The 22,383-nt window shown below is 71.7% G+C and carries 15 protein-coding genes; 11 read left to right on the top strand and 4 right to left on the bottom strand.

What is annotated here, in order from left to right; genetic code table 11:
- Nucleotides 1–7: 7 nt before the first annotated feature.
- The 6 genes from ABT053_RS29390 to ABT053_RS29365 all read left to right on the top strand — a co-directional run bounded on the left by ABT053_RS29390 (nt 8) and on the right by ABT053_RS29365 (nt 14,252).
- The gene (locus ABT053_RS29390; RefSeq protein WP_350973229.1) at nt 8–745 is read left to right on the top strand and encodes an SDR family NAD(P)-dependent oxidoreductase; all 738 of its coding nucleotides are present in this window, start codon (nt 8–10) and stop codon (nt 743–745) included.
- Nucleotides 746–895: 150 nt separating this feature from the next.
- The gene (locus tag ABT053_RS29385; protein WP_350973227.1) at nt 896–2,128 is read left to right on the top strand and encodes a F420-dependent hydroxymycolic acid dehydrogenase; all 1,233 of its coding nucleotides are present in this window, start codon (nt 896–898) and stop codon (nt 2,126–2,128) included.
- A 635-nt stretch (nt 2,129–2,763) separates the two neighbouring features.
- Nucleotides 2,764–6,957 (top strand): DUF6603 domain-containing protein, encoded by a 4,194-nt coding sequence (locus ABT053_RS29380; RefSeq protein WP_350973225.1) that lies wholly within the window; start codon nt 2,764–2,766, stop codon nt 6,955–6,957.
- Nucleotides 6,954–9,362, top strand: coding sequence for a hypothetical protein (locus ABT053_RS29375; protein ID WP_350973223.1), 2,409 nt, complete (start codon nt 6,954–6,956; stop codon nt 9,360–9,362). Before ABT053_RS29380 ends, ABT053_RS29375 begins: the two co-directional genes overlap by 4 nt.
- Nucleotides 9,359–13,201, top strand: coding sequence for a hypothetical protein (locus tag ABT053_RS29370; protein ID WP_350973221.1), 3,843 nt, complete (start codon nt 9,359–9,361; stop codon nt 13,199–13,201). The genes ABT053_RS29375 and ABT053_RS29370 overlap by 4 nt, the downstream gene beginning before the upstream one ends.
- 274 nt (nt 13,202–13,475) lie before the next feature.
- Nucleotides 13,476–14,252: a ribosome-inactivating family protein gene (locus tag ABT053_RS29365; RefSeq protein ID WP_350973219.1), complete on the top strand. Its 777-nt coding sequence runs from the start codon at nt 13,476–13,478 to the stop codon at nt 14,250–14,252.
- A gap of 237 nt (nt 14,253–14,489) precedes the next feature.
- On the opposite strand, the gene aspS is transcribed toward ABT053_RS29365, so the two are convergent.
- The 3 genes from aspS to ABT053_RS29350 all read right to left on the bottom strand — a co-directional run bounded on the left by aspS (nt 14,490) and on the right by ABT053_RS29350 (nt 18,453).
- A complete protein-coding gene (gene aspS, locus ABT053_RS29360; RefSeq protein ID WP_350973218.1) occupies nt 14,490–15,821 on the bottom strand; it encodes an aspartate--tRNA(Asn) ligase in 1,332 nt (443 codons plus the stop codon).
- A 412-nt stretch (nt 15,822–16,233) separates the two neighbouring features.
- A complete protein-coding gene (locus ABT053_RS29355) occupies nt 16,234–17,157 on the bottom strand; it encodes a hypothetical protein (protein WP_350973216.1) in 924 nt (307 codons plus the stop codon).
- A gap of 186 nt (nt 17,158–17,343) precedes the next feature.
- Entirely contained in the window at nt 17,344–18,453 is a 1,110-nt protein-coding gene (locus ABT053_RS29350; protein WP_350973213.1) for an amidohydrolase family protein, read from the bottom strand.
- Between the two features lie 93 nt (nt 18,454–18,546).
- Here ABT053_RS29350 and ABT053_RS29345 point away from each other — a divergent pair, with 93 nt between their 5' ends.
- The 5 genes from ABT053_RS29345 (at nt 18,547) to ABT053_RS29325 (ending at nt 21,742) form a co-directional block, all read left to right on the top strand.
- Nucleotides 18,547–19,293, top strand: coding sequence for a TetR/AcrR family transcriptional regulator (locus ABT053_RS29345; protein WP_350973211.1), 747 nt, complete (start codon nt 18,547–18,549; stop codon nt 19,291–19,293).
- A 175-nt stretch (nt 19,294–19,468) separates the two neighbouring features.
- Nucleotides 19,469–19,885 carry a hypothetical protein gene (locus ABT053_RS29340; protein WP_350973209.1) on the top strand — a complete coding sequence of 139 codons (417 nt, stop codon included), beginning with the start codon at nt 19,469–19,471 and terminating at the stop codon, nt 19,883–19,885.
- A gap of 483 nt (nt 19,886–20,368) precedes the next feature.
- Nucleotides 20,369–20,512 (top strand): hypothetical protein, encoded by a 144-nt coding sequence (locus ABT053_RS29335; RefSeq protein ID WP_350973207.1) that lies wholly within the window; start codon nt 20,369–20,371, stop codon nt 20,510–20,512.
- A gap of 75 nt (nt 20,513–20,587) precedes the next feature.
- Nucleotides 20,588–20,758: a hypothetical protein gene (locus ABT053_RS29330; protein ID WP_350973205.1), complete on the top strand. Its 171-nt coding sequence runs from the start codon at nt 20,588–20,590 to the stop codon at nt 20,756–20,758.
- Nucleotides 20,759–21,046: 288 nt separating this feature from the next.
- Nucleotides 21,047–21,742 carry a class I SAM-dependent methyltransferase gene (locus ABT053_RS29325; RefSeq protein ID WP_350973203.1) on the top strand — a complete coding sequence of 232 codons (696 nt, stop codon included), beginning with the start codon at nt 21,047–21,049 and terminating at the stop codon, nt 21,740–21,742.
- An 18-nt stretch (nt 21,743–21,760) separates the two neighbouring features.
- Here ABT053_RS29325 and ABT053_RS29320 read toward each other — a convergent pair whose 3' ends face one another.
- Nucleotides 21,761–22,036 (bottom strand): hypothetical protein, encoded by a 276-nt coding sequence (locus ABT053_RS29320; protein ID WP_350973201.1) that lies wholly within the window; start codon nt 22,034–22,036, stop codon nt 21,761–21,763.
- Nucleotides 22,037–22,383 lie beyond the last annotated feature (347 nt).

Raw genomic sequence — 22,383 nt, 5'->3', positions numbered from 1 at the left:
CGACGGCATGAGAGAGACGAAGATCGCGCTGGTCACCGGCGCGAACAAGGGGATCGGGTACGAGATCGCGGCCGGGCTGGGCGCCCTCGGGTACCGCGTGGGCGTGGGGGCCCGCGACGAGGCCCGGCGCGAGACCGCCGTCGGGAAGCTGCGCGCCGCCGGGGCGGACGCGTTCGGGGTGCCGCTGGACGTGACCGGCGACCGGAGCGTCACCGACGCCGCGGACCTGGTCGAACGGCGGGCCGGGCGCCTGGACGTCCTGGTCAACAACGCCGGGATCTCGGGTGAGATGGGTCCGGGGTGGACGCAGGACCCGACCGCGCTCGACCTCGACGTGGTCCGCGCGGTCGTGGAGACCAACGTCATCGGCGTCATCCGGGTGACGAACGCGATGCTGCCGCTGCTGCGGCGCTCGGCGTCGCCGCGCGTCGTCAACGTCTCCAGTTCCGTCGCCTCCCTGACCCGGCAGGCGGACCCGGACGTCGAGATCGGCCCCGTCATGGCGGCCTACTCGCCGTCGAAGTCGTTCCTCAACGCGGTCACCGTGCAGTACGCCCGGCAGCTCGCCGGTACGAACATCCTGGTCAACGCCGCCTGCCCCGGCCTGGTCGCGACCGACTTCACCGGCTTCCAGGGGCCTCGCACCCCCGAACAGGGCGCGGCCACGGCGATCCGGCTCGCCACGCTGCCCGACGGCGGCCCGACCGGCTCGTTCTTCGAGGACGACGGCGTCATCCCCTGGTGACCCCGCCGACCCCGTCGTGATCACGCTGTGGGCCCGCGGCTCGTCCGGCCCGGCCGGGCTCGGCATTGATCAGCACATCCGGTCGACCGGCCGTCGAACGATAGATCCACGGCCACGGTTCCTCCATGGTGCTTTTGTCCAGTTTTCTGGATGTTTGGCCGGGTACGTAGCTGGAGACCTGCGCCGATCCGTGGAGGGACGATGAGCGCACACGAGCACGTGCGTCGGCCCGGGGAGCCGGAGCCGTCCGGTGGCCTGTCGAGGCGGCGGTTCTCCATGTTGGGAGCCGCGGTACTGGGCGGCGCGAGCCTGCCGCCGCCCGTCACCCGGCCGGACTCACCTTCGCCCCCCCCCCCCCCCCCCCCCTCGTCCTCACCGAGCCCGGGCGGGACCGGGCCGGCCGCGGTCCCGGCCGGTTTCGTGCTGAGTCACGAGCAGTTCCGCACCCCGGACCTGCTGCGCTTCGCCGAGCTGGCCCAGCGGGCCGGGTTCAGCCAGGTCTGGACGAGCGACCACTCCCAGCCGTGGCAGGACAACGAGGGCCACGCCATGTTCCCCTGGCTCACGCTGGCCCTGGTCGGCGAGCGCGCGCCACGGTTGACGTACGGCACCGGCGTCACCTGCCCCCTCTACCGCCACCACCCCTCCCAGGTGGCGCAGGCCTTCGCCTCCCTCGGCGTGCTGAACCCCGGCAGGGTCTTCCTCGGCGTCGGCACCGGCGAGGCACTCAACGAACTGGCCTCGACCGGCCGGTTCGGCCGCTACCCCGAGCGCCACGACCGGCTCGTCGAGGCCATCGGGCTGATCCGCAGACTCTGGACGGGCGAGCGGGTCACCTTCAAGGGGCGCTTCTACCAGACCAGGGAGTTCAGGCTCTACGACGTGCCCTCCCCGCGAGTACCGATCTACGTCGCGGCCAGCGGGCCGAAGAGCGCGTACCTGGCGGGACGCCACGGCGACGGCTGGGTCGCCCAGACGAAGGACATCGCCGACCCCCGGTTGCGCGACGCGTTCGCCCAGGGCGCCCGCGCCGCCGGCAAGAACCCCGACACCATGCCGAAACTCGTCGAGACCTGGGTCGTGGTGGGCGGCCGGGCCGAGGCCGACCAGGCCGCGCGGACGTGGCGGTTCACCGTGCACGGCTTCGGCGACCTGCTCTACCAGCCCAACCCGGTGACCATCCAGCGGCTGGCCGAGCAGCGCTGGAAACTCCAGCAGGTGTACGCCGGCTGGCCCGTCGGCACCGATCCGGAGGTGCACGTCAAGGCCGTCCAGCGGATCGTCGACCTCGGCGGCACACCGTTCGTCCACTCCGGCCAGACCGACCAGCGGCGCGTGATCGAGTTCTACGGCCGGGAGGTCCTCCCGCACGTGCACCGCTGACGGCCGGGGCGTCACCCCGCCGCCCCCTTCGCGCCGGGATCGCCGCGGACCGTCCCCCGGCGATGCCGTCGCGGCGCCGAAGACGATTCGCCGGGCCGTCACCCCGTGGCCTGTGGGTGCGCGGATGTCGTGACGGAGGACCACGTCGTCTCCCCGCCCTGATCCCGTGCGGACGGCGAGGCGACCCACGGACCGTTTCTCGGAACATTCCGGTCGTGAGAGGAGTTCCGCGAACGGCGACTTGGCGTTTGTGTCCGTTCCCGAGGTGCGTCTTATTCCCATAATGTTTGTCCGCGAAAATTTCTGGTCGCCCGTATTGCGTATGTGTGCCATGCGCGGGAGTATGCGACTGGCAAGGGGTCGATCTTGGTTTCGACGGGAGGGGTTGGCGGGTGGGTCCTGCCGATGTCCTGGCGGAGGAATGTTCACCTGATTTCGCGGACGATGATCCGTCCGGCCGGAGAATCCGCCCGAGCGCGGAACACCCCTGGGACCGGAACGGTCCCGCCGGTTCCGGTGGCCGAAATCTCACATGTGTCGATATCGGGAATTCGGTGCGGTCGCATTCCGGAAAACCGCAACGCCGTTTTGGAACGTTCCCGTCGGCCGCCGGTCCGGAAGAGGGGCGGTGAGCTGTGGAGGAGCGGGAATCCGAGGGCGGCAAGAGTGTCGATCTCGACGCGCTGCGCGCTCACCTTCTGAGTCTGGGTGACCGTCCGACGCTGAGCGCCACGGACACCGCGCTTCCGGAGCGGTTGCGCGACATGCTCGGCACGTTCCCCGACGGGGCCTGTCACGGTGAGGCCGGGTCCGGGCAGCCGCAGACGGACGCCGGTCGCACGACACTGACCCTCGCTTTGACGTGCGCGTCCTTCGCCTGGCCCGCCGGGGCGAGCGCGGGCGTCACGGCGACGGGGGTGACGGTGGCGGTGACGGCCGAGGGCGTGGTCACCCTCACGCTCGCTGGAACGTTCGAAACGGTCGAGGTGACCGCGGTGGTGTCCGCGGCCGGTTCCGTGCGGCTCGCCGCCGCCGTGCGGCCGATCCGGCCGGGCGCCTTCGCCGACGCGCTGGAGGGCCTGGGCAGGCGTCTGGGCGGGGACGCCGGATGGCGGAGCGCTCAGGAGGGGCTGCGGGGGTTCGGGTTCGACCCCGGGAACGTCGCCGGGTTCGACTACCGCCTGGCGAGGCGGCAGGGGCCAGGACCGGCGGCCGGCTACGACGTGACGTCCGTGGCGGTGGTGGCCGACCTGGACGTCGGTGCGCTGCCCCTCCAGGTCTCCGTGTGGTTTCCCGATCTGCGCGTCACCGGCCGGGTGCGCGGCGAGACGCCGATCGCCGCCGGGGCGCTGCTGCAGTCGTTCGGCATACCCGCCGGTGAGCTGCCCGCCGAACTCGCCGTCGGCGACCTGTCGTTCGCCGCCGCGCTCGGAGACGCCTACATCGTGCGGATGGGGATCACCGGCCCGTGGCGGATCGAGCCTTTCGCGCTCTCCTCGTTGTCGCTGGTCCTGGCCTACGACGGGGGTGCGTTCGCCGCCACCGTCGCGGGCACCGTGGAGATCGGGCCGTCTCTCGGCATCGACGTGCTCGCGGCCAGGAACGGCGGTGCGAAGGGAGGCTGGACGTTCCGGGGCGGCCTGGTGACCGGCGGGGACATCGGGATGGCGGAGGTGATCGCGGCGCTGGGCCTGACGGACGTGCCCGAGCCGGTCAGGAGCCTGGAGCTGACCAGCCTGTGGCTCTCCCACACCACGGGGCCGGGCGCCGGGGTCTACGAGTACCTGTTCCAGGGCGAGACGGTGATCGCGGACGGGGTGCGCGCCTCGCTCGGCGTGACGGCCACCCGGGACGGGTCGGGAACGCGCTACGCCGGGACGCTGGACATCGCCGGCTACGACCTCGAGATCGTCTTCGGTAAGGACGGGTCCGGCACCGAGGTGCTCGCCGCCGTCTTCCACGGGGCGGGCGGTGGCGTCGAGGTCGCGCTGCGGGACTGGGTCGCGGACCTGTCCGCCGATCTGGCGGCCGGGATTCCCGATGGTTTGCGGATCGAGGCGAAGGACGTCAAGTTCGTCCGGGTCAGGCCCGCGAACGGCCCGGCGTGGTTCTGCCTGGGCGTCGACCTGTCGGCGGCCGTCGACCTCTCCCGGCTGCCCCTGGTCGGCGGGTTCCTGTCGCGGGCGGGGACGCTGAGCGTCGACAACCTGCAGGTCCTCTACGGCTCCGGTGACATCGACGCCCAGGCGGCCGGTGTGGTCAACGGGTTGCCGGACGGGGTGGTGCCGCTCCCGGCGGCCGGGCCGAAGGCGGGCGTGACGGTCCTGGCGGAGCTGCGGGCCGGGGACACGACCACACCGGTCACCCTCGGCGTGCCGTCCGCGAACGCCCCCGCGCCCCCCGCGCCGCCGGCCCCCGGCTCCCCCGCGCCGCCCGGCGCGCAGGCGGGCGCCGTCCAGTGGGTATCGGTGCAGAGGAAGATCGGACCCGTACAGATCAACCGGGTGGGCGCGCGGTACCAGCACGACGTGTTGTCCTTCGAGCTGGACGCCGCGATCGCGCTGGGGCCGTTGTCCATGCGGCTTCGCGGGCTCGCGGCGGGCTCGCCCCTGGACGGGTTCGCCCCGACGTTCAACCTGGACGGCCTCGGCGTCGCCTACGGCGTCCCGCCGGTGGAGCTCTCCGGTGCCCTGCTGCGCCTGCCCGACGACCGGCTCGCCCCCGATGTGGCGTTCCAGTACGACGGCACCGCGACGCTCGCCCTGCCGGACTTCTGCCTGGCGGCCGTCGGCTCCTACGCGCAGTTCAAGGACGGTGATCCCTCGCTGTTCGTCTTCGCCCGGCTGGAGGGGGCTCTGCTGGAGCTGCCGCCGATCCTGGTCACCGGGCTGATGGCCGGTTTCGGGTTCAACCGGGAGCTGACCTTGCCGTCCTCGGCCGCGGAGGTGCCCGATTTCCCGCTGCTGGCCCTGCGCGAGCAGGGACCGGACCCGGGCGAGGACGATCCCCTCCAGGTGCTGGATGTCCTGGAGGGGCGGCGGCCGGTCGTCGCCGGTGGCCCGGCGCGGGCCTGGATCGCCCCGCGGCAGGGTTCGTACTGGCTCGCGCTGGGAGTGGAGTTCAGCGCGGCCGGGGTGGTGAACGCGAAGGTGTTGCTGGCGGCGGAGTTCGGCCAGGAACTGGTGCTGGCCCTGCTCGGGACGGCGGTCCTTCGGCTGCCGCTGCCGGCCGAGTCGGCCACCCGCACCTACGTCTACGCCGAACTGGGCCTGGAGGCCGCCCTGCGGCCCGGCCAGGGCAGTGTCGAGATAACCGCGCAACTGTCGGCGGCCTCGTACGTGCTGACCGGTGACTGCCATCTCACCGGGGGGTTCGCCTGCGCGGTGTGGTACGGGCCGAATCCGAACGCCGGACAGTTCGTGGTCACCCTCGGCGGCTATCACCCGGCCTTCCGGCCACCCGCCTCCTACCCGAGAGTGCCGAGGCTGAGCGTCGACTGGGCGGCCGGCGGCGGCGTGTCGATCAAGGCGGAGGCCTATCTGGCGGTGACGCCGTCGTGTGCGATGACGGGCGGGCGGCTGGAGATCCGCTACCAGGGCGGTCCCGTCCGGGCGTGGTTCACGGCCCAGACGAACCTGCTGGTGTCGTGGCGGCCGTTCCGGTTCACCGCGGAGATCTCGGTGAGCATCGGCGCCTCGTGCCGGATCGACGTCGCCTTCCTCCACAAGACCATCACGGCCTCGGTCGGCGCCGATCTGAAACTGTGGGGGCCGCCGACGGGCGGTTCGGTCAGCGTCCACATCGTGTGTTTTACCGTGACGATCCACTTCGGGCCCGAGCCGTCCGGGTCCGGCTCCACGACGCTGGACTGGCCGGAGTTCGCCGGCCTGCTGCCCGAACCCGACCACATGGTCAGCATCGCCCCGGTCAGCGGCCTGGACAAGACCGTCGGCGGCGGCGACAGCGGCGGCGGCGACAGCGGTGGCGGCGACAGCGGTGGCGGCGACAGCGGTGGCGGCGACAGCGGTGGCGGTGACAGCGGTGGTGGCGGCGGCGGGGCCAAGAGGTGGCTGGTTCGCTCCCGCGACCTGCGTTTCTTCACCCAGGCCGCGATTCCGGCCAGTCACCTGCGCACCGGCGACGCCCCGCTCGCCGTGCCCGCGCCGGGTGACGGCCCCCTGGTCGACGTGCGTCCCATGGGACGCGGTGGCCTGATCGGCGAGCATCGGCTGAGGCTGTATTTCCAGGACACGCTCACCTCTGCCGACGGGTGGACGCTGACGGCCCGTACCCGCAACCTGCCCGCGTCGCTGTGGGGCTCCTCGCCCACCTCCTCGCCCACCTCGTCGCCCACCTCGTCGTCCGGCGCGGCGGGCCCGTCCGGCTCAGCCGGTTCGGCGGGAAACGTGTTCCAGGAGGCGCCGGGAGAGGCCGAGGCCCGGCCCACCGCCGAGGTGGTCCCCGACCGGCCGGTCGGTTTCGATGTCCAGGCGCCGCGGCCCGAGCTGGCCGCCTCGCGGGGGGTGTTCCCGCTGAGCGAGTACGGCGAGGACGAGCTCACGCCCGGTCTTTCGCCGCTGCCCCGCTCCCCCGCCGCCAACGGTGACTTCGTCTCGGTTGCCGATCCGTCGTGCGTGGACCTGATCGGCCGCGCCGACCGAGGGGAGGCCAGGAGCGGGCGCGATCAGGTGTACGCGGCACTGGCCGAGGCCATGGTGTTCACCGGCCCCAACGACTCCCTGGCCGGGCTGGCGGGCGGCGCGGGCCACCTGTTCGGCCAGGCCCCCATGACCCAGAACACGACCCGTGAGGCGGGGAGCAGCAGGTGAGCCCGAGTCCGCGACACCCCGCCCGTGACACGATCCCCCTCGGGGACGTCGAGTTGCACGACGACTACCTGCCGGCTCTGCCCGCCGGTGACTATCGCGTCGAGGTCACCCACACGTTGCAGACCGGCCCCGAGGAGGGCGCCTCCCCCCTGCGAGAGGTCTTCACCGCCCGGCAGGACTTCACCGTCCGGGGTCCGCAGGTGGCGATCGACCCGGGCGCGGTGGTCGCCGTGCAACCGCCGGACGCCTCGAGCGGCCGGTTCGCCGAGGTGCTGCCGCACGTGGTGCTCGGCGATCCCATGCTGCCGTGGGAACGCGCGCTGCGCGGGACGTCCCGCCAGACTCCGTGGCTGGCGTTGCTGGTGCTCACCGACGACCAGTTCGTCGGCGGCGCGGCCTCCCCGACCCGGACGATCTCCGGTACGGTCGGGGGCTTCCTGGCCGACGACCCGGCCGTGCTCAAGCCCGACCTGGACAGGGAGAGCGACCTCGGCGACGCCGATCCCTGCGCGTACGTCCAGGTCGCGGCCGTCGAGTTCCACGCGGTGGCGCCCCGGCTGGAGGAGACGCGGTTCTGGGCGCACTGCCGGGGCGCCAACACCGGCGACCGGGCCGTCCTGGGCCTCCAGGAGGACGGGCTGTTCGCCGTCGTCGTCGCGAACCGTTTCCCGGAGACGGGCCCGCCCGGCTCCGCCGCCGCGACGAGGAACATCGCGCACCTGGTCTCGCTGGAGGGCCACGAGAGGATCCTCGTGGACGACCCGGATTTCCAGGGCCGGGGTTCGGTGGCGCTGCTGTCCCTCGCGAGCTGGTCGTTCTGGGCCTGTCCCGGCCCGCGGGACGACTTCGCCGACCTGGCCGACGGGCTCACCCGCACCCCGGACGGCGCCCGGGCCGGTCGCGGGGACATGTGGTTGCGGCTGGCCTCGCCGTACCAGGACGTCGAGGGCACCCCCGCCCCGCGACGGCAGGTGGCCCGGCGCCTTGACGACGGCTACGTGCCGCTGCCGTACCTGACCCGCTCGGGCGAGGCCACCTACGGCTGGTACCGGGGGCCGCTCACCCCCGTCGTGCCCGTGGCCGGCGAGTGGGCGGCGCAGGCCGTCACCGCTGACGCGCTGATTGGCTACGACCCCGTCTGGGGCGGTTTCGACATGTCCCTGGCCACCGCGTTCGAGACCGGCCGGGCGCTCGCCGTGGCCGACGCCGCCTTCGCCCAGCACCTGCTGGCGTTCAAACACGCCACCCGTCATCTGGCCGACACCCTCTATCACCAGGCGACCAGCGATCACCTGCCGTCCGGCGACGCGGAGCCGCAGGGGCCGCGGACCGCGCGGGCGGCGTTCGCCTCGCTTCTCGACGGCGGCCTGCTCGCCGCCGTCGGCACGGCGCCGGGCAGGCCGGACACCCCGTGGTCGCCGCCCGCACCGGCCGGCCCGCCCCGGAGGCTGGAGGACTTCCTGCGGTCCGACGCCGCCCGCGCCGCCCTCACCGGGGCACTGGCCGACGGCGACGGGCTCAGGGAACACCTCGATCCGCTGGCGCGGTGGCTCGGCATGCTCATGCTGCTCCACCCCGTGCCGTTCACCCACCTGGTGGCGGACGAGCGGATGTTGCCGCGGGAGTCGTTGCGCTTCTTCCACCTCGACCCGACCTGGGTGGAGGCGCTGGTCTCCGGCGCCCTCGGCATCGGCGCCCAGTCCAGCCGGGAGATCCTCCAGGACCAGATCATGGCCGCCGCCGTCCGGTCGGCGGCCGTCCGGGCGGCGGTGGCGCACCGCGACACGCTGCGCGGCACCGGCACCGGCACCGGCACCGAAGCCGAAGCCGGAGCCAGCCCCGGAGCCGGAGCCGCCGAGGCCCCCGGGACCGCCGGGGCCGGTCGGGAGCGTCTGGGCGGTGCGGAGCGGCCCGTCTGCGGCCTGCTGCTGCGGTCGGCGCTGGTCTCGGGCTGGCCGAACCTGGCCGTGCGCGCCGACGGCCCGGACGGTGTGCCGCTGCCGATCCTGCGCATGGACCACCTCTCCCCCACCGTGCTGCTGTGCCTGTTCGACGGCCTGCCCGCGACGGTCGAGCTGCGCGAACCCCAGGAGGGCTTCCGGTTCGGCGTCGAGGACCACGGCCTGATCCCGCTGCGGAACATGCTGCCGCCGACCTCGGCCACCGGCCCGCGGCTGGGCGAACGACTCGGCGCCGACGTCACCTTCCCCGTCCTGGAGCACCTCAGGAAGGGGACCGGCGGCCGGGTGGTGGACATCGGCTCGCTCGTCCCCGCGCTGACGGCCGCGCTGGAGAGCGCGCACGGTACCGGCGTCGGCCCGGTCGGTCCCGCCGACCTGGCGATGCAGATGGTCAAGGTCCCCGAGGCCGTCCGCTTCACCGGCCCGGACGGAGATCCCCGATGACCCCCCGCCCCACCCTCGTCGTCCCCGTCGGCCTGGACGCCCTCGTGATCAATACCGCGCTGCGGGACCGGGACGTGTTCCGCACCTGGCAGCGCGACTACCGGGCGCTGGACGACTACATGAGCCCGGAGCCGGACGAGGGCGACCGGCGGAGCGACCGGCACGCCCGCGACCACACCGGCGTGCACCTGCACTGGACACTGCCGAGGGGGCTGCGCCACGGCGTCCAGGATCCGCGGAGCGGGCAGGTCCGCTATCCGCTGGTGCCCAACCGGTGGCTGGTGGCGCGGTTCAGCGGCACCGACCACCGGAGCGTCAAGGCGTGGGTGGTCGAGAGCGACTGTCCCTACGGTACCGCCGCCTACCGTGGCGGTCACCCCAGCGACAGGTCCAGCGCCTATCTGGTCTCCGACGCCACCCTGCGCGCCTGGCGCTCCAGCACCGATCCCTATCGCAACACCATGACCTCCGACTCCCACCAGGTCCTCCTCGGGCTCGCCTTCCCGCTGACCGACAGCGCCTCCTGGTCGGAACGAGCCGCGGACGTCCCGCCGTTCGTCACCGCGATGGCCGTCGGCGACCCGTACTTCACCGCCTACACCCCGCACAACGGCAACGTCTTCTCCTTCCTGGACGACCTGTCCGACCTCACCGGCGGCGGCACGCTCGGCTACCAGGTCATCGGCTGGTACTCCGACCCCGGCGCCGACGTGCTGGCCTCCCCGGCGCCCGGCGTCTCCTACGCCGACCACCTCGGCCACCTCGGCTGGCAGGACCCCCGCCTGGTCGGCGACCCGGCCCGGGACGCCACGGTCGTCCCCGCCACCCGCAGCCTGTACTCGGGCACAGCCCTGTCCATCCCCTGGGATCCGGACGCCACCACCGCGCCCGCCCCGGATCCCCTGGACACCGTCCGGGACAGCGGCGCGCTCGACGTCGCCATCGGCGACACCTCCGAAGACGCCTTCACCGCGCTGGCCGGCCGTACGCTGCACGCCGCCGGAGCCTCCTCCGGAGCGGACCTGCACCTGCTGCGCGCGTTCCTGCACGACCTCCTCGACGTGGCCGACGACAAGGGCGGTGACGCGCGGGTGCGCCGCCGCATCCGCGACGCCTCGTTCGCCGCGTCCACCGGGGGGCATCACTGGACGGTGACGCCGCCTCCCGCCGACGGCGCGACCCCGGTGACCCCGGCGACCCCGGCGGGCCCGGACATCGCCGCCGCCGACATGGCCGGTCCCGCCTCGGCGCCCGTTCCTCCTCCGCCTTTCACCGCGCCGCCCTGGCTGGCCGTCTTGAACGACAATCAGCGTCGGCTGGACGAACAACTCGGTGAGCTGGGAGTCCATCAGTGGCGGCTGAACGCCCTGTGGCTGAAATACGGGCTGGCCGACGCGCTGTCCCCGCGTCCCGGCGACGCCCCGGACCGCGACCGGATGCGGCAGGAGCTGGACCCCGACCGGGAGGGTTCGCTCGCCCACACGGTGCGCGCCATGACCGCCAGGGTGCGGGAGCAGGCCGCGAGGGTCCCCCAGCCCGACCAGAGCCGGGCGTACGCGAGTGAGCACGACGCGTTCCTCGCCGGGATCCACGCCTTCGCCCAGGCCCGGGGGCTCGCCGAGGGCGCGAGGCTCAAGGCCGTTCCCGGCCAGCCGTACTGGCAGGCGAACGATCCCGTGGTCAGCCTGTCGGGTCTCCTCGCTCCGGCCGACGCCACCGTCTCCGACCGGCCGCTGCCCTCGCGGCCGCTCACCGGCGACGGCGTCTCACCGCTGGTCAGCGCCCTCACGGTCGCGGGCACGACGGTCACCGCGGCCTCCGGCGGTGCGGGCCAGGGGCCGATGCCCGCCGTCGCGGGCCTTTCCGCGCTCCCGCCGGAGGTGCCCGCGCTGCTCGCGGAGTGCTTCCTGCTCGACGGGGGCAGCGCGCCCGCGCTGGCCGCCGCCACCGGCCTGCCGCCCGACGCCGTCGCCGCCGTCATCGCCGCCCGCCGTCCCGGCGACCACACCGGCACCCTGCCCGCTCTGGGCCTGGAGCCCTGGACCCAGCCCTGGGAACCGTTGATCATGGAGTGGAGGGTCTCCTACCGTCACATCCCCTACGCCGTGGGCGAGCGGCGCTGCTGGACCTTCGACGGCACCGACTACCGCTACACTCCCGGCGCGGCCGGTGTCGAGGCCGAGCCGGTCACCGTCACGGGCGTCTGCGGCCTCGATCCGCATCCTCGCTCCCTGTTCGCCGCCCGGCTGAAGGAGTTCGTCGCCCACCACGGCACCGGCGACCAACGCGATCGTCTCGACGCCTGGGTGTCGGCGATCGGCGGGTGGGCGTTCCTCGCCCAGGAGCTCAGCGGGTTCAACCAGCGGCTGGCCGCCCGCGACGTCCGCGCCTTCCGGCGTCCCACCGGTGCCGACACCGAACACCCGCACATCGCCGCCCTGGCCGGCTATCCCGACGCCGCCGTCGGCGACGGCCCGCCTCCCCGCTACCGGGGGCACGTCACCAGCGTCCCCTACCTTCCCGGGGGCGCCGACGCCCCCTTCCACGAGATGCGTCAAGGACAGATCCACATCGAGGAGCTCCTCCTCTACGACAAGTTCGGTCGCGTCCTGGACGTCGTCAGTTCCGGCACCGGGAGCGGCGGACTGCACGACTACCGCGACTTCCCTCTCGTCGTCGACCGTCCCCTCGCCGCCGAGACCTCGCTCACCCCCGCCGTCGCGGCCGTCGCCCAGCTGCCGCCCCGCCCCCTGCAACCCGCCCGGCTCGACTTCGACCTCCTCGACGCCCGAACCGGCACCCGCGTCGTGCGGACCGCGGCCGACCCGAGCCCCGTCGGCGGCTGGATCCTGCCCAACCACCTCGACCGCAGCCTGCTGCTGTACGACCCGGCGGGCCGCCTGCTCGGCACCTACCGGCTGCTCACCGGCCCCCAGGGGCGGCGCGGCCGGTGGGAGCCGCCGCCCGACGGCACCGTCCCCACCCCGGATCACCTGGCGCGGCTCGCTCCCCTGGTCGCGGGGCTGGCCGGTTCCCCGGCCTTGGCCGTGGAGGCCAGCTTCACCGCCTTCCTCGACGTCATCGACTCCGCCCTGTGGACCTCCGAGCCCCTCGGCCGGCGCGCCGACCAGAACCTGCCCCTTCTCGTCGGGCGTCCCCTGGCCCTCGTGCCCGCGCGGCTCCGGCTGACCCTCGAAGGCCCGCCCCTGGGCGATCCCGGCTGGGCCGCGACCCTCGGCCCGCCGCCCGCCGCCTTCACCGCTCACCGGTTCGCGGTCCGCCTCGGCGACCAGGAGGCCCGCGACGACGGCCTCGTCGGCTATTACGGTGCCGACGGCGAGGCCTCCTACCGCTACGACAGGTTCCACAGCCTCACCGCGCCCGGCGACGGGCAGGACTACGCCCGACAGATCGGGCCCCTCGGCCCCGCCGACACCCCGGAGGACGGCGACTATCCCCAGCTGACCTTCGGCGATCCCTCCCCCACCCGGCTGCTCCTGCTCCTCGACCCGCGTGCCGCCGTACACGCCACCAGCGGCATCGCCCCCACCGCCACCGTCGCCGTGCCTCCCCGGCACGTCGACGACGCGCTGCGCCACCTGCAGGCGCTCTTCCGTTTCGGCCCCGTCCTCACCACCGAGGACGCCCGGACCCTCGCCTTCCCCCGGCCGGGCGGGAAACGCGGCACCTGGTCCTGGCTGCGGCCCGCACCGGGGCAGGCTCCCTGGACACCGTACGAGCTGACCCCCGCGCCGCCGGACGCGCGGTTTCCCGGCAGCCCCGCCACCCTCGAAGACGGCGTGCTTCGCCTGCTGACCGAACCCGAACAGGAACGCTAGCCCCCCGTCACTTTCCAGGAGGTCCTGATGCCCTGCCGCGCCACGGCACCACCGGCCCGGCCCCCTTGAGGCGGGCGGTCCCGCCAACCGCCTCGACCTGACCGCGCGGAAGGTCGTACGGGGTCTGCCGACCCCCGGAGCCCCCATCGGGAACCCCGGGACGCGCCGCCTCGATCGTGTCGTGAAAATGCGAGTTCTCACCGGGTCATCGGTGACGTTGGAGGGTGTGACCGCCAACGTATCGGCCCTCAGTCGTGACGGAAGGGGTTGGCGGATGGTCTTCGCCGAAGCCGATGTCCTCACAGGACACGCTTCGCTCTCCTTCGCCGAGGGGGAGGTTCCCAGCCGGGAACGTTTCCAGGCCGTGGTGACGTTTCTGCGGGCCAGGTTCGTCACCTACGCGGCGCGTTTCGACGACAGCGACTACATGTGCGTCGACATCGGGCTGCCCGACGAGCGGTCCGTGCAGGTGTATTTCAAGAAAGAGGACCTCTATCTCGTCGGATGGACGATCGACGGCGATTACCGCAAATACATCGGGGTGGGGCCCGCCGGCACCCCCTGCCCCCCGTCGGTGACCCGGATCAACCTCGGAGAGGTCGTCGGTCTGCGCTACGGCGACGCCACCAAGAACGTGTGGTTGTGCGCGAGCGTGATGCAGAAAGCGCTGGAAGGGCTTTACGCGCATCTGCAGTACAAGCGGGGCGGTCACGCGGACAAGCCGGAGTCGCTGCAGAGGGACTTCGACGTGCTGGCCAGGATGACCGCCGAGATGGCCCGCTTCGACGGCTACTGCCAGTCCTTCAAGGAGGAGTGGCACGGTGCCTGGAACCAGTCGGCCCCGAGGACGATAGGCGGCCACGAGCTCGGGTGCTTCAACGACGTGGTCACCAAATGGGACAAGTTCGCGAAGAAGGCGGAGGGTGGCGGCGAGATGCTGACCTGGCCCGGGACGACCCGGCCGGTGACCACGGACGAGGCCAGGGCGGCCATCGGCGAGGGGGTGACCCTGCGCAGGGGCGCCGCGATCGGCCCGGCGGGCGGGAGGTGAGTCAGGTCCGGGCCCGGGACGCCGCCGGTGCCGACTCACCGCCCGCCACAGCCCGCCACCGCCCGCCACCGCCCGCGGCCGGACCGGCCGAGGTCATCGGCCCCCTGGCGCCGGTGGCTGTTCCGCCGTTCACCGAGGCCGGAAACGTGACGCGGGCGGAGGAGGCGCCGCGCCGGCCGGGTGCGGCCCGTCGCGGTGGTGTCCCGGCGGGCCGCACCCGGGGGCGTCACGGGGACGTCACGGGGTCAGCCGGTGGAGGTCGCGGGGGAACAGGGTGGCGCGGCGGATGTTGTCGGCCCCGGTCAGCCGGGCGGTCCACCGTTCCAGGCCGAGGGCGAAGCCACCGTGCGGGGGCATCCCGTGCCGGAAGGCGGCGAGATAGCCGGCGTACGGCTCCGGCGACTCCCCGCGAGCCGCCAGGGCCGCGAGATAGTCGTCGTGGCGGTGCAGGCGCTGGCCGCCGGTGACGAGTTCCAGGCCGCGAAAGAGCAGGTCGAAGCTGTTGGAGTACTCCGGCCTGCCGGGCTCGGGGTGGGTGTAGAAGGGGCGTTTGGACATGGGGTAGCCGGTGACGAACAGGAACTCGCTGCCGTGCTCGCGCAGCGCCCACCGGGACAGCCAGCGTTCGTGGGCCGGGGCGAGGTCCGGCTCACCCCGGGGGTCCTCGCCGGTGTGGGCGGCCAGGAGTTCCTGGGCATCGGCGAAGTGGATCTCCGGGATCCGTTCCGGGACCTCGGGCAGCGAGACGTCCAGCAGCGCGCACGCCTCCCCGGCGTGCCGTTCGACGGCGGCCGTCATGCCCGCGATCACCTCGCGCAGCACGGCCATCACGTCCCGGTGGTCGGTGACGAAGCCGAGCTCGGCGTCCAGCGAGGTGTACTGGGCCAGGTGCCGCGCGGTGTCGTGGGGCTCGGCCCGGAAGACCGGGCCGGTCTCGTAGACGCGCTCGAAGACGCCGACCATGGCCTGCTTGAAGAACTGCGGCGACTGGGCCAGGTAGGCGCGGGTGCCGAACCAGTCGATCCCGAAGACGTTGGCCCCGGACTCCGTCGCCGAGGCCACCACCTTGGGGGTGTGGATCTCGGTGAAGCCGAGCGCGTTTAGCGTCGTACGGAAACCCGCCACCGAGACCGCGGAGATGGTGTGGGGTGCCCGCAGCAGCGGGTGGCGCAGGGTGACCGGCGCGTGGTCGAGGATGGTCGGCAGGGTGGCGGGCACCGAGGGACGGTAGAGGTCGAACGGCGGGGCCTCGGCCGGTCCCGACAGGGCGGTCACCACCGGGGAGGTCACCTCGGCCCCGCCGGGGGCCTGGGGGCTGGCGGTCACGGTCCCGGTGATCTGCAGGACCGTCTCCTCGGGGTGGCCGCCGGCCGCGGCCATGGCCTCGGGGCCGGTGACCACCGCCTGGACCAGGCCGGAGCGGTCGCGCAGGATGAGGAAGACCACGGATTTCAGGGTTCTCCTGCGATGGAGCCAGCCCTGGACGGTCACCCGCCGGCCGATTCGCCGCGGAAGCTCCGCGGCCAGGGTCCTGCCGGTGGGCGGGACAGTCGTGGATGAGGAGATCATCACAAACCTCTTGGCAGTGAGTGGTGATCCCTTGGGAGTGCGGGCGAGAAGGGAACTCGCGGTGCCACCGCACTTTCACCGCCGTGACGACGGCGGCCTCGAGGGGCCCGGTGACGGGGGCCGGCCGGCGGGGCATTGGGCGCGGACGCCGTTTCTCCCCGCACTCGGGAGGGTCTTCGTCACCGGGGGCAGGGCCGCCTTCGCAGCTGCCGGCGGCTCTCTCCTGCCTGCCCTGATCCCGTGACTACTCGTCTCCGTCAATGCGTTGCCGGAAGAGTACGCGTGCGCCGTCGCGTGTCGCAACCACAATCGCCGCGCGTCGCGGAGCACGGCGGGAAAGCCCCCGGCCTTCGGGAAAGCCGGGCGCGGCGCCGGGCGCGCCGGGCGAGGGGGACGCCCGGCGCGGCGTGCGTCAGGGAACGCGGTCGTAGGTGTGGTCCGGTGGCTGGGGCGGCCAGGCGAGCGGGTCGTCCTTCGCCCAGATCTGCTGGCACGAGCCGGTGTTCGCGCACTGGGCCGCCCGGGTGCGCCAGCCGGCCATGTTCATCAGGCCGGCCTTGTCGCCGGGGGTCCACACGTCGTTCCAGCTGGAGACGTCGTCGGCGACGCGTACGGACGACATCAGCGTGTTGTAGCCGCGGAACGGCGTGTTGTAGTGGGCCAGGCCGAGCGTGTGGCCGATCTCGTGCATGACCGGGATCGCCATCGCGTACCGGGCCCAGCGCTTGCCGTCCTCGCTGTCGTCGACCAGTTTGGTCCAGGCGTCGGAGGCGGTGAGGCGGATCAGCCCGCCGTCGTAGATCGCCCCCCGGTCGTCCAGGTGGGAGGACGGCGAGGCGATGCCCGTGGCGGGGATGTCGGCGAACACGATGGCGATCTCCCGGTCGCCGTGGCTGCCGGGCCACGTCTCGCCGTCGTAGCTGTCGTACTCCAGCCGGCCGCCGACCCACTTGTTGGTCTCCAGGACCATCGTCGACATGACGTCGTCGAGCCCCTGGATCCAGTGCCGCTCCTTGTCCTTCGTCGCGGGGTCGGTGGAGCCGCGGTAGTTGAAGTAGAGCCGCACGGTGTAGCTGTCCCGCAGCTCGTAGTAGGCCGGGTTGTTGAGGCCCCCCACCCTGACCAGGTTGAAGCCGTAGGAGTTGGCGATGTGCCCCCCGGCGCCCGGGTTCACCAGCATGGGACCGGGCTGGTACGGCCTGCGGTCGATGTCGGGATCGAACGGGGGCTCGGCGGCGGCGGCCGGCAGCGTTCCAGCCAGCAGGGTCGTCGTCAGGGCGGCCAGAACCGCGAGGCGGGCGCGCCGACGCCGGGGGGTGTCCGTGGAGGTGCTCATCCTTCTCCGTCCGCGAGGGCGCGCGTCGCCACGGCGGGCGTGCGCGCCGGCCAGCAGTTCAGTGGAGCAATGGAGCAGAATCACTGTAGACGTGATGGAACGGTGCAAGCAGTGTGTTCACCGCACTCGGTACCTCCCTGTGACCGTCGGCCTCGACCGGCCTCCCGGCCCGGTCCGCGGCACCGCCTACCGTTCGCGCCGGTTCGGGGACGGGCTGGGGGGCGCGAGTGGTCGAGGCGGAGTGTCACGTTGAGTCGTGAGGTGCCCGGTCAGTTTCTCCCAGTTGCCGGACCCGATCGCGGCCTTCTCCTCGTAGGTGAAGGGTGCCTGTTCGAGGAACGAGCGGGCGACCCCGTTGGCGGTGTCGAGGAAGGGGAATCCGCCGGGCCGGGTCCCGAAGGTGTAGGGGTAGTCGGTTGAGTACATCATGCGGCCGGTCCCGACGACCTCCGACGTCCACCTCATGTAGCGCTCGCTGACCGTGCCGCTGCCGCAGACCCAGAAGTTGCGCGTGAAGTAGTCGGCGAGGGGGCGTTCCAGCCCGGCGTTGTGCGCCATGACCCCGGTGTGGTCGAGGTAGAACAGGACGACCTCGCCCCAGTGTCCCGCGATCACCTGCAATCCGGGGTGCCGGTCGAACACGCCGGAGAAGATCATCCGTAGATACTGGACGCCCAGGTCGTAGTACCAGCCCAGGCCCGCCGTCGCGAGCCCCATCCCGGTGCCGCGCGCCGGCCCGGCTCCGTCGCCGAGGCCCGAGTAGTAGGCCTTGAGAACCTCGGGGACCGGCGTCTGGGGATGGAAGTGCAGCGGCACCCGCAGGCGCTCGGCCGTGGCGTACAGGTCGTCGAACTCCGGGGCGTCGGCCAGCCTGTCCCCCGTGCGTCCGTACAGCATCGCACCGGGGAGGCCGAGCCGGGTCACCGCGCGTTCCAGCTCGGCCGCGGCGGCCTCGGGCGCCGCGGTGGGGACGGCGGCGAAGGCCTGGAAGCGGTCGGGGCGTCCGGTGACGATCTCGGCCAGCGTGTCGTTGACCTCGCGGGCCACGCCGACGGCGTCTTCGGGCGCGAGGTTGTGCACGCCCGGTGAGGCCAGGGACAGGACCGCGACGTCGATGCCCTGGTCGTCCATGTCGGCGAGACGGGCCTCTCCGAAGTCGCGCAGCCGCCGCGCGAAGGGCTCGTCGCCGAAGCCGAGCTGCGGGATCGGCGGCACACCCGCCCTGGCCCACGCGTCGAGCAGCGAGGGCGGGGCGATGTGTTCCTCAAGTGCCACGATCTTGATCCTGTCCGGCATGCCGTACTCCCTCACCCTGCTGTTTCCAGTGGAATCATTTTCAGCGTATCACTGGAACTATCGATGGAAACGCGGGCACGGTATCGTTGGAACATGGCATCAAGCTCACCCGGCGGGGACGGCGTTCCCGCCGTCGAATCCGACACCGCGGCCCTGGGCCGTGAGCGGCTCCGGCAGCGGATCGTCGAGGCCGCCGCCGCCCTGCTGGCGCGCGAGGGCCGCGACGCGGTCACCACCCGCGCGGTCGCGGTCGCGGCGGGAGTGCAACCACCGGCCATCTACCGCCTCTTCGGCGACAAGGACGGGCTGCTCGACGCGGTGGCCGAGCACGGCTTCGCGAGGTTTCTCGAGAACAAGCACATCGCCCCCGGCCCGCGGCATCCCGTCGAGGACCTGAGGGCCGGCTGGGACCTGGCGGTCGAGTTCGGCCTCGCCAATCCCGCGCTGTACACGCTGATGTACAGCGAGCCCGCGAAAGAGACGTCGACCGCCTTCAAGGCCGGCATGGAGATCATGATGAGCCGCATCCGACGCCTCGCCGTCGGCGGCTGGCTCCGCGTCGACGAGGAACTCGCGGTCACACTCATCCACGCCACGGCGCGCGGTGCCGTGCTCACCTGGCTGACCCTGCCCGAGGACCGGCGCGACCCTGCCCTGCTGACCACCCTCCGGGAATCCATGATCGCCGCCGTGACCGGCCAGGAGCCCGCCGTACGGGACTCGGGCCCGGCCGGCGCGGCCCGCGCCCTGCGCGCCGCGCTGCCCGAACAGACGACCCTCAGCGGCGCGGAACAGCGTCTGCTGACGGAGTGGCTGGACCGCCTCGCCGCCGACGGCTGAGAACATCGTTCCCAGCAGGACGGTCTTCGGACGCGTCAGATCACCGGGACCGCCCCCGAGGCCGTCGCCCGCAGGCCCGCGCCGGCCTCGCCGATTCCAAGCCAGACGCCGGACCGCATCGCCGCAGGTCAGGGTTGTATCCGTTGAATTTTCCGCCAGGACTCCGGGAACCCCCATGCGCCGTCCGACCCTTGACGACATCGACCTGCCCATACGTCAGACCCGACTCAGTGACCATCGCAAGAAGCTGTCCGAGTTCGTGCACCAGACCCTCGTCGACTGGTTGCACGATCGCCACCGCAAGTGGCCACATACGCTCAACCGCCATGTTCTGATCTCATGGAAGTCCGCTGCCGGCACCGAGCCCGTCGGCGACTATTACCTGACCTGGCGTCTGCTGTTGCTCGGCGCCCAGCTTGAACAGATTCGTGGCGACCGCGTTCTCCAGGAAGCACTCATGGTCGACGCGGATCCGCTGCACCTGGAACTGGTCTTCAACCTCGGTTCGCAGACCACCATCGAGTACGCGGACATCGCCCGAAGCTTGTTGGAGCGTCCCATCGAGGCCGATGGTGGGCGGAACTCAACGTAATCTCGATCGGGCTGCTGAAGCCCTATTGAGCGTCGGGAGAACGGCAGCGCCTAATTTCCCTCCGATGAGCAGATGGTCAAACTAGGTCGGTATGCAGATTGACGCGGTCTTAGTAGCGATCTTGAGCATGGTGGCCTCCTTGGCAGGGGTGGGCCTTGGCGGCATAGTGACGCGTCGCACATATGTACGGCAGTGGTCGCGCGAGCGGCTAACGAGCGCGCGCCTGGTGGTTGTGAGCGAGTCCTCCCGCCTTTAGATCGCATTGAACAGATACCGCCAGGGAAGCGACCGGCCTGACTGGATCGTGTGGAACGAGGCGCTGGCGACCCTCACCTTGACGGCGAAAGCCGATCTCGTCCACGCTGCGCTATCAATCGACGAAACCTTTTGGCGGACAACACACGCGATCGAAACAGGCCAGGTCAGGTCAGGTCAGCCGATGCCTGGGACAGCGAGCGCTCTTCCATCGAGCACGCCCGTCTGATGTTCATCAACCTGGCGCGGCGGGAACTCGCCGACAGGTCTGACGTCATAACGCGGATCGCTTCGCGTCCTACCCTGCCCGCGGCGCACGAAGATGACGCACGGCACCGCGACACCTCTGCGGCCAAGCCGACCAAGAGCTGAAACGACCGGCCGTCGACGACGTCGAAGCCTGCCGACGGATCACCCTGCGGCACGCCCGTGACCACATTCACCTCGTTGCCACCCTCGCCCGGCAAGACGGGCACGGTCCGCCGCCGGGAGCAGCGCGCCGCCGCGAACCCGGCCGCCGCCATCGAGGAGGACCAGGACGACGACAAGGAGGACGACGAGGAGCCGGACACCGGGGCGGTCGACGTCGTGGAGTTCGAGGAGTGGTACGAGCCGTGACAAGCGCCGAACGAGAGATCACCATCAGGAAGGAGACGACATCACGAAGGGAACACGACCACCAACGAGACAATGACCATGAACCACAGACCACAGCACCAGAGATCGAGAAGACCGAACAGCGACACCATCACCATCAAGATCACAAATGGCGGTGCCAAGACATCCGATCTGCCTAAGCCGTCAGGTCGTGTCGATGCCGGAGCTCGGACTCTCCTCTCATCTTGTCTTGTTTCCTGCGCTGAAATCCGTTCGCGGATGGATGGTTGCCGCCGTCATGATGTGCCGATGCCTCCGAAGAACGCCTACCACGACGCGCTCGGTGACTACTTCGCTGAGCACGCCGGCATCAGCCCTTACAACGCCTATACCGATCGGCCCGCGATGCTGGAACTCGCCGGTGACATCGCCGGCGCGAGGATCCTTGACGTTGGCTGCGGAGCCGGACACTACGCGGCCGACCTGCTGGCACGCGGCGCGGAGGTAGTCGGCGTCGATGGCAGCGCCACGCTGCTGGAGCACGCGCGGGCACGGGTGGGTGATCGGGCTGAGTTGCGACTGCACGATTTGGAGGAGCCGCTGGGCTTCGCCGATGACGCGTCGTTCGATGGGGCGGTGTGCGCGTTGGTGTTCCACCACCTCGCCCGTCGCACGCAACTGCTGGGTGAGTTGCGTCGTGTGCTGCGGCCCGGTGGGTGGCTGCTGGTCTCGACGACCCATCCGGCGGCCGACTGGCGCCACTTCGGCGGCTCGTACTACGCCGACGACTGGGTCGAACTTTCTCTCGAAAGCAGCCCGTTCTCCATCTGTTTCCAGCGCATGCCGTTGGAGACGTTCCTGGGTGAGCTGCTGTCGGCTGGGTTCGTCTTGGAGCGGCTCATCGAGCCGCGACCGGTACCCGGCCTGCTAGAGATCGACGAGGCCGCCTACGGCAAGCTGCACCAAGCACCTTGCTTTCTCTCCGTCAGGCTGGCGCGTCCTTGATCGCGGAGTGGAAAAGGCTCAGGCCGCACGGTTCTTCGCCGAGTTAGGACATGCCGATCCCAGGCGTGGCGAGAAGGTCACGAGCTCGTTGTAGGTCTTGTTGTTCCGCAGGCAGTGATACAGGCATCCGATCATCCGGTTGAAGGTGTCGCGTAGCGCGCTGGAGTGCCGGTCGCCTTCGGCGCGCCGGTGGTCGTAGCGGGCTCTGGGGCCTGGTGCTCGCAGGGAGGCGAAGGACCACACGTAGCCGACGGCGGCCAGGCGCTGGTTCTTCACGTTGCGGTGGACGACCAAGCTCTTGCCTGAAGCGCGCCTGAAGCGCGGGTGATGAGCGCCGATCCGGCGTAGGCCTTGAGCGCGCGCGGGCGTCGGCGAAGCGGCTGCGGTCATCGCCCCTGTCTCTCAGCGGAGGGAAGATGAGTGCGTGAAGGCCGTTGCCCGGTGGGGCAACGGCCTTCACCGTTCCGATGCGGGTGGAGGTGTTGTGACCTGCAAGCGATGGCCGTCACCTGGATGTGGTTAGCACAGCGATCTCTTGGGCGGGGTCCTGGTCGGCCTGGTCGGCGGGGTCGGCTTTCGGGCGCGTGTTGCGCAGTGCGGTCTCGACGCGGCGGTTGCTGGTCATGGTCGCGGTGACGGCG

This window comes from Streptosporangium sp. NPDC002524 (assembly GCF_040295985.1).
Lineage (GTDB): Bacteria > Actinomycetota > Actinomycetes > Streptosporangiales > Streptosporangiaceae > Streptosporangium.
The sequence above is the reverse complement of the archived record's forward strand: the minus strand, read 5'-3'. Positions and strand labels throughout refer to the sequence as shown.